The sequence below is a fragment of the Actinomadura sp. B10D3 genome (genome assembly GCF_039871695.1).
GTDB classification, from domain to species: domain Bacteria; phylum Actinomycetota; class Actinomycetes; order Streptosporangiales; family Streptosporangiaceae; genus Spirillospora; species Spirillospora madurae.
Genome location: NZ_JBDPLY010000108.1, coordinates 1 through 576 on the forward strand (window position 1 = coordinate 1; position 576 = coordinate 576).

The window sequence follows — 576 nt, forward strand, 5'->3', positions numbered from 1 at the left end:
TGGCGACCCCGGTGTCCGAGCCGCCGGCGCAGGCCGCGGCGATGCGCGAGGAGGGCGTGCCGACGGTCAACGAGCCCGGCATGGTGACGCCCGAGGAGCCGCCGAAGCGCCAGCCCGTCCTCGTCGGTTACGGGGTCAAGGAGGGGGCGACCCGGCGGCGCCCGCGCAAGGCGGCCAACGGCACGGCATCCGCCGCCGGGCCTGCTGCCCCGCCCCCGCCCCCGCCCGCGCCTGCGCCTGCGCCGGCCCCTGAAAGGCCGACGGCGCCTCGTCCCCGGCCCGGGGGCGACGGTCTGCCGCTGGCCAAGCCGCCCGTCCGCAAGATGGCCAAGGACCTCGGGGTCGACCTCACGACGATCACGGGGTCGGGTCCGCAGGGGTCGATCACGCGCGAGGACGTCCTCGCCGCGCAGGCCGGGGCCCAGTCGTACACCCAGGCGGCGCCCGCGCAGGCGCGTCCCGTCCAGGCGGGGCCGCGCGAGGAGCGGGTGCCGGTCAAGGGCGTCCGCAAGGCGACGGCGGCGGCGATGTCGTCGTCGGCGTTCACCGCCCCGCACGTCACCGAGTTCCTCCAGG

The 576-nt window shown here is 78.3% G+C and carries 1 protein-coding gene; it reads left to right on the top strand.

The window, feature by feature from the left end:
• Positions 1-576, top strand: a 576-nt coding sequence (locus ABGB11_RS42475) for an E3 binding domain-containing protein (protein ID WP_347641382.1), incomplete at both ends; no start/stop codon positions are given.